The following is a 7,103-nucleotide window of genomic DNA, read 5'->3' as shown; positions in this document are numbered from 1 at the left end:
GTTAGATTACGGGGCACGCTTCTATGACCCGGTAATAGGCCGCTGGACTACTGTAGACCCAAGTGCTGATGAAGCAGATCAGGAATCCTTTTCGCCTTATAGTTATGTTTTTAATAACCCTGTTAAAAACACAGACCCTGATGGCCGGATACCGAATATAGACCCACCAAGTGCAAAAACAGTAATAAAAGGTGCTGCAATTACTACAGGAGGAGTAGCGGGAGGGATTTTCGCGGCATCTTTAGCTACAGGGGGAATTGTTGCAGCAGGAGGAACTGCTACTATTGTTGGAGCTCCTGTTGGATGGGCTGTTGGAGCAGGAATTATTGTTGGTGGTGCAGCTACTGCTGGAATTATGTGGTTAGCTGATAAGATGACAAGCAACAATAGTGAATCTTCTGAACCGACGGGCTCTTATACCAATAAGCATGAAAGTGGGAAAAAGTATCATGGAAAGGGCGGGGAGAAAAGAGCGGCTGAGTCTGGAAAACAAAAAGCCGATAAGAAGGGTGACCCATTAGTAAGTACGGATTGGACACCGGCTGCAAACGATAGGGAAGCATTTAAAGATGAGGATTCCAGGATGAATACTGATGAGGGAGGACATAAAAGTGGAGATAATTATAATCAACGTGCCTCTCCTGGTGCAAAATACAAGAAGCAGGATGAGAAGCCAAAACCAGAATTACCAAAACCAGAAATTAAACCTAAACATATATAATGCCTATAATTGAAATTGATGGATTTAAGGTCTATAGTGGGGTTAAAAAGTCATTAATAATTGAGTCAGACCGCATTCAAGAGTGTATGGCTTTTTATCTGAGGTCTGATTTTGATGGTATTGCTTTAGTAAAAGAGCATGGTTATAAGTTGAAAACTGTTGATTTCTTAGCCGATTATCCGTTTGTTAAGCATATTTCAATATCAGAAGATATAAATGACATTGAAGCGATTTATAATCTTAAGCACCTCTCTTCCCTGATACTTTCAGGGAAGAATAGAGTAGTAGACTTTTCTAATCTTCCTTTTTTAAAGGAACTTAAAGTAGATTGGAGTCGATTTCTAGTCAATTTGAAGGACTGTACTGAATTAGAGCAGGTCTCCTTATATAAATATAATCCTAAAAATAATGAAGTTGAAGACTTGTCAAAAACACACTGGTTAAAAACATTAGAAATTACCCAGTCCTCTGTGTCTACAATGGAGTGGCTGAAAGGCTTCAATCAATTGGAGGATGTCAGTTTAAATTACTGTTCAAAGTTAGAGTATTTGTCAGGTTTGGAAAATAGCTCTGGAACTCTCCATAAGTTAATGTTCGATCATTGTAAACAAATACAAAACCATCAATATGTTCAAATGCTTTTGAAGCTTAAGACGTTAGGTTATAATGATTGTGGCGTAATTAAAACGCTCTCATTTATTAATCGTATGACTGATTTAGAAAGGTTTATGTTTGTTGGCACTACAATCGTAGACGGGGACTTGACTCCCTGTTTAAGGTTGAAATATGCAGGTTTTAATAACAAGAAACATTATTCACATACCAGTGAGCAAATAAATAGTTTAATCAAAAGATGATTATCGATTGTTTTTTTTCCACTGAATGTATTTTGGAAGTTCATCAAGTTTCAATAAACCTTGTTTTTCAGGATCTTCAGGTAGTTGTGCCACTTCTACATGTTGGATGTCCAATGCACTGGACTTTTCCCCTAATAAAGAATCTATGACTAAATAAACAGCTTTGAGGAGTTCATCTTTTCTTTGTAAGAGTTTGTAATTCTCAAGATATATTCTTAATCCTAAAAGTTGAGGGGCCTGTTTTTTTTCCAGTGGGAAGAACCATAGGTCTTTCGGGTTCAATTCAATGTCTTTGTAATTGATCGTAAATCCAGCTTTTATAGCTGGTTTAAATGCGGTTATGGACCAGTTTTTAATGTAAGGAGCACTATTGATTAATTTCTCTACTTTTTCGAAGTACTCTAAATTACCTTCTGCAGTTATTATTAACTCTTGTGTCTCGTCTGGATAACCGCCTATTTCAAAGAATAGATGGTTGTCGTACTCATGTAATTGTTTAAGAAATTCATCAAGATATCGCTCCTTCTCCTTATTGTCGTCGATTTGGTTAAGAAAGAAATATTTGGCATTATTAAGTTCAAACCAATTCCAGAATTGTTTTTCTTTTGATACCTGACTAATGCCCATAAGCTTGTTTAGCTTTATAATCCCGAATAGACATATCAATAAAATAAAACAGCTTTTCCTTAATGTCAGCTGGGAGTTTCTGTATTTCCTGAATACGGCTTAGGATAGAATTGTCGAGTTCCATAGTAGTTTTTCCAACCAGGTAATCCAAAGATACCTCCAGTACATCGGCCATTCTGATGACGACTTCGATAGAAGGCTTTACTTCATCTCTTTCATATCTTCCGATAATATCACCGGAAGTTTCCATGAGCTTACCGAGTTCCCCCTGAGAAAACTTTTTTTTCTTACGTAAAGCAGTGATCTGTTGTCCTAAAGTCATACTAAAAAGTAGTTAAACTGGCATTAAAAAGTAGCAATAGACAAAAGTAAGTGATATAAATAGCATATCAAAGTGAGATAAGTCTTGGTATTGTCTGATATATCTTTTAGATTTGTGATAGATAGGTCTTAAAAACTTTTTTCTTATGCGGAGTAAAAACAACAGACAGTTAAAATTACAGCCTAAATTCCAGGCTTTGACCTTCGGGCAAAAAGTGGTTCCGGAACTGAAACTTTGCGGTTTATGGCTGAAAGAACAGGGCTTTTGTGTGGGGCAGATGGTTGAAGTGGTGGTGCGTTACGGGGAGTTGGTGATCAGGCCGGTAGCGCAATGAGCAAGGGAAAACTGATCACCGATAATGTGGAGCTACTGATCTATATGGATGGCAGGCTCCACATTACTGTTCTGGGCGGCATTAAACTGACCGGTCTGGATCGGTTGAAAGTAACGCTGAAACTGATCATTGCCGGCAAGCCTGCTAACGCTTTCCGACATAATCTGGATCTGTACAACAGCGTGCAGAGCGAGCAGCTGATCGAAAAGGCCTCCGAGGCGCTGGATGTAAGTAGTAGTGAACTGTCAGGGGTCATTAACGGGCTGATCACCGCACTGGAAAATTACAGGTCGGAACGTCTGGAATCTATGAAACCGAAGCAGCCGGAGAAGAGAACCTTAAGCGAGGCTGAACGTAAAGCAGCGATCTCTTTCCTGAAATCCCCGAACCTGTTACAACGCACCAAACAAGTCATTACCGAGAGCGGGCTGATCGGGGAAGAAAATAACAGCCTGATCGCTTACCTGACCTATACGAGCCGCAAACGGCATACGCCTTTGCACCTGATGTGCCTGGGTGCCAGCGGCACCGGCAAAACCTGGCTGCAGGAAAAGGTATCAGCGCTGATGCCGGAGGAAGATAAACTGGAAATCACTACGCTCTCCAGCAATGCTTTTTACTACTTCGGCAGGGAAGAATTGAAACACAAGCTGCTGCTGATCGAGGATCTGGATGGGGCGGAAAGTGTACTTTATCCGTTAAGAGAGCTGCAAAGCAAAAGAAAGATCAGCAAAACGGTAACCTTGAAAGACAATAAGGGTAACCTGAAAACCGTGACCCTGAATGTGGAAGGGCCGGTTTGTGTAAGCGGCTGTACCACCAGGGAACAATTGTATGAGGACAATGCTAACCGCTGTATTCTGCTGTATATGGACAATAGCATCGAGCAGGACAAAAAGATCATGGAATACCAAAGGAAGCTAAGCGCCGGGCAGGTTGATGAATCCGGACAGCGTAAGCTGAAAGAGCAGATCAAGAACGTACAGCGGATCCTGAAACCCATTACCGTTAAAAACCCTTACGCCACTTTCCTGCAGTTGCCGGAAGAAGTCTTTAAGCCGAGGCGTACCATGCTGTTGCTATTACTGTTTACGGAAACGATCACGTATTACCACCAGTACCAGCGGACGTTAAAGACCGATACCGATACGGGAGAACAGTATATAGAAAGTACGTTGGAAGATGTGGAGGCCGCCTTTACGCTGCTGGAAACTACGCTGCTGAAAAAAAGTGATGAACTGAACGATGCCTGCCGTACCTTCTTTGAGCGGCTTAAGATCTGGCTAAAGGGACAGGAAGCAGAGGCTTTTTATGCTAAGGAAGTGCGAAGTGCTTTCCGGTTAAGCCCGAGCAGTTTAAAGCGCTATTTGTATGAACTGGAGCGGATGGGTTACATCAAAATCACCCGGGGTAACCGTTATAAAGGCTTCGAATACAAGGTGCAGAGCTGGAATGACCTGGAAACCTTAAAAGGTAATGCGGATAAGTTGCTTGCCGAGATGTTACATCAGATCAAATCAGTAGTCCGTAGCCCGGCAGTAGCCCAAAGTACCAATGGGCTACATAACAGGCAGAAAGCCAGTGAGAAAGAAGCAGTAGCCCATAGTAAGTAAAAAACGTACAGTTAGAGAAAATAATAATAAATGAAAAACCCACTCTATATCCGTTTACACGCCGGCTTCGGGGAATGGTTAAGGATCCTGAACTTTGAGCACACCAGCCAGCGGGACATGCCGATCATGCTGGAGGCGTTCCTGTGTTTCCTGGAAGCAAATGATTGCGACAGTATTACCGGGATCACAGAAAACCATCTGAAAAGCTATCTGGGTTACTTAAGCGAACAGCCCTGTAAAACCAAAGAAGGTACCTTAAGCCTGAACTATATCCGCAAACACCTTCAGGTGATCCGTAAGTTTGCCCGGTACTTGTCCGAGAGCGGGCAAGAGAGCTTTGCGGTAAAAGTTAAAATCAAAGGGAAGGCTACCAACATCAAGGGCATACTCAGTAAAAAAGAGATCACAAAGCTGTATGCAGCTACCGAAGAAAGTGTACTGGGCTTAAGGGACAGGGCGTTGCTGACACTGTTTTATGGTTGTGGCCTTAGAAAAAGCGAAGGCTTAAACTTAAACACAGATGATATATTGTTGGAAAAGGAACTGGTGCTGGTCAAAAGAGGCAAAGGCTACAAAGCCAGGTTTGTTCCTCTGACCGGTGGTAATAAAAAAGACCTGGAATATTACCTGAACTACAGCAGGCCGTACCTGCTCAGTGGCAGAAAAGAAAACGCGCTGCTGTTAAATGTTAATGGTAAAAGGTTAAGAACAGCCTTTGAGCGGATGCAGAAACTACGTTCAGCTTCGGGAATAAATAAGCCCCTCGGGCCGCATACTTTGCGCCACAGTATTGCTACGCACCTGTTGCAGTCTGGTATGAAGCTGGAACAGATCCAGCGGTTCTTAGGCCACAGCAGCCTGGAAAGCACACAGATCTATACCCATATTATACATGAGCAGCTTTGAGGATTACTTGCGAGGGTTGGACTTAAAGCCTGCTACGGTTTACCAGCACCGTAAATACAGCGCTTACTTTCTGGCCTGGCTTGCAGAAGAGAGCTTAAGTCCGGAACAGTTGAGCTATTCAGAGATCCTGGATTATGCGGATCATCAGCGGCAGGTTGGCCACCAGGTGAATCTGGTGAACCGGATGTTGCTGGCGGTCAGGTATTACTTTACCTGGCTGCAGAAAGAAGGTAAGATAAACTATAATCCTGCCGCCGGGATCAGCTTAAAGGGAGCGGTAAGAACGGTTCCCAAAGACTTGCTGGAAAAGGGAGAGTTGGAGACTTTATATGAAAGTTATGCGGTCAGTGATGAGCGTAGCCAGCGGAATAAAGTCATGTTGTCCCTGCTGATCTATCAGGGGCTCAGTAATGCCGAACTGCACAGACTGGAGGCCGGCCATGTTAAATTAAAAGAAGGTAAGTTGCATGTTCCGGCCTCCGGCCAGACTGCTGGCAGAATCCTGAAACTGGAAGCCTTCCAGGTTATGGAACTGTATGAATACATCCATGTGACCAGGGCAAAGATCCTGTCGGAGCGTAGCAAAGAACGTTCAGGGCGAAAGCCTGGAACGATGAAAGTAACAGAACAGATCTATCAATTGTTCATCAGTATGAACGGTTGTGAAAACATCAAAAACAGCTTATACCACTTTAACCAGGCTTTACGTAAACTGAACCCCAAGTATAAAAATGCTGCACAGATCCGCCAGAGTGTAATTACGGAATGGTTAAAGGAAAAGGACTTACGGACAGTCCAGTATATGGCCGGCCATAAATATGTAAGCAGTACAGAGCGTTACCAGACCAGTAACCTGGAAGACTTAAAAGATGCCTTAAACAAGCATCACCCCTTGAAATAACCCCCTTCACACCACCTTCAGGGCATCAAAGCCCAGCCAGCTTTCAGCTTCTCTCTGTGCTTTGCTATCCTTCCGCTCTCCCTCGCTACGCTCCCTTCTGCCGGGAAGACCGGCCCTAAGCTAAGTAACATAATACACATTATAAGAGCAGCCCCTCAAAACCCGGGACACGACCAAAGCTGTCGTTATAATGGGTATTATATTAAATAGCCGCTCTCCCTGACCTGCCCCCGCTCCGCCATCTTCCTCCGGTCAGTCAATGGCGAGGCCTGCGGCAGCATGGTATAAATGTGTTTAGCTGGTTTGGTTCAGTGCCAGCCTGGTCGGGGGAACAACGGTAGTGCCCTGTAGCCTGGCTACTGCACCCGCCCAACCTCCTCCGAATAGAAAGATCCGCTCGCTCCCTGCGCACCTACCAAAGCTCTTTCTATCCGTACGAGGGATGGATGGCGCAAAAACCAAGTGTAAAAACAATTGGATGAACCCCTCAAAAAGGCTTAACTTTAGGCACTGGCGAAAGCGGAAACAGGCCCTGCTGAGGAGCAACCTGTGAGGAAATAACCAGTGTGTAACGAAGTATACCGTTAAATAAGGCCAGACATTGCGTTCTGGCTTTCTTTTTTGGTGTATACTTTGGAACACCCAATGCCTAAAAAAACCTAAAAGTCCCGTAGGGAATATAAAAAAAGCATCGGAAAACAGGCTTGTAAAACCCGAACAAAAAACTAACTTTACCGTAAAGGAACGTTCTTTATAAAGCTGAAAAGTCGCTGCCAGCGAATCCGGCGAACTGTAAAAAAGTTGCGTAAGGGCGTTAGATTA

The 7,103-nt window shown here is 43.5% G+C and carries 9 protein-coding genes; 6 read left to right on the top strand and 3 right to left on the bottom strand.

Annotated features, from left to right (window positions below):
* A partial coding sequence (locus tag FBD94_RS26195; protein WP_205945940.1) for an RHS repeat-associated core domain-containing protein occupies positions 1 to 721 on the top strand: 721 nt, incomplete at its 5' end.
* Positions 721 to 1,578, top strand: a complete 858-nt coding sequence (locus FBD94_RS25750; RefSeq protein ID WP_136882347.1) for a leucine-rich repeat domain-containing protein — start codon at positions 721 to 723, stop codon at positions 1,576 to 1,578. The genes FBD94_RS26195 and FBD94_RS25750, both read left to right, overlap by 1 nt.
* Here FBD94_RS25750 and FBD94_RS25745 read toward each other — a convergent pair whose 3' ends face one another.
* On the bottom strand, positions 1,579 to 2,205 hold the full coding sequence (locus FBD94_RS25745; protein ID WP_136882346.1) for a hypothetical protein: 627 nt from the start codon (positions 2,203 to 2,205) through the stop codon (positions 1,579 to 1,581). It lies immediately after the preceding gene.
* Positions 2,195 to 2,527 (bottom strand): helix-turn-helix domain-containing protein, encoded by a 333-nt coding sequence (locus FBD94_RS25740; protein WP_136882345.1) that lies wholly within the window; start codon positions 2,525 to 2,527, stop codon positions 2,195 to 2,197. Before FBD94_RS25740 ends, FBD94_RS25745 begins: the two co-directional genes overlap by 11 nt.
* Positions 2,528 to 2,672: 145 nt before the next feature.
* Between FBD94_RS25740 and FBD94_RS25735 the strand changes: the two genes are divergently transcribed.
* A complete protein-coding gene (locus tag FBD94_RS25735; protein ID WP_136882344.1) occupies positions 2,673 to 2,861 on the top strand; it encodes a SymE family type I addiction module toxin in 189 nt (62 codons plus the stop codon).
* Positions 2,862 to 2,893: 32 nt separating this feature from the next.
* Here FBD94_RS25735 and FBD94_RS26505 read toward each other — a convergent pair whose 3' ends face one another.
* The gene (locus FBD94_RS26505) at positions 2,894 to 3,022 is read right to left on the bottom strand and encodes a hypothetical protein (RefSeq protein ID WP_262711004.1); all 129 of its coding nucleotides are present in this window, start codon (positions 3,020 to 3,022) and stop codon (positions 2,894 to 2,896) included.
* A gap of 147 nt (positions 3,023 to 3,169) precedes the next feature.
* On the opposite strand from FBD94_RS26505, the gene FBD94_RS25730 reads away from it, so the two are divergent.
* The 3 genes from FBD94_RS25730 to FBD94_RS25720 are packed head-to-tail and all read left to right on the top strand — an operon-like array spanning position 3,170 to position 6,281.
* Positions 3,170 to 4,474 carry a hypothetical protein gene (locus tag FBD94_RS25730; protein ID WP_136882343.1) on the top strand — a complete coding sequence of 435 codons (1,305 nt, stop codon included), beginning with the start codon at positions 3,170 to 3,172 and terminating at the stop codon, positions 4,472 to 4,474.
* A 30-nt stretch (positions 4,475 to 4,504) separates the two neighbouring features.
* Positions 4,505 to 5,380: a tyrosine-type recombinase/integrase gene (locus FBD94_RS25725; protein WP_136882342.1), complete on the top strand. Its 876-nt coding sequence runs from the start codon at positions 4,505 to 4,507 to the stop codon at positions 5,378 to 5,380.
* A complete protein-coding gene (locus FBD94_RS25720) occupies positions 5,367 to 6,281 on the top strand; it encodes a tyrosine-type recombinase/integrase (protein ID WP_136882341.1) in 915 nt (304 codons plus the stop codon). Before FBD94_RS25725 ends, FBD94_RS25720 begins: the two co-directional genes overlap by 14 nt.
* The last annotated feature ends 822 nt before the right edge of the window (positions 6,282 to 7,103 follow it).

It is taken from the genome of Pedobacter hiemivivus (assembly GCF_005144565.1).
Lineage (GTDB): Bacteria > Bacteroidota > Bacteroidia > Sphingobacteriales > Sphingobacteriaceae > Pedobacter > Pedobacter hiemivivus.
This window is presented reverse-complemented; position numbering and strand designations above follow the sequence as displayed.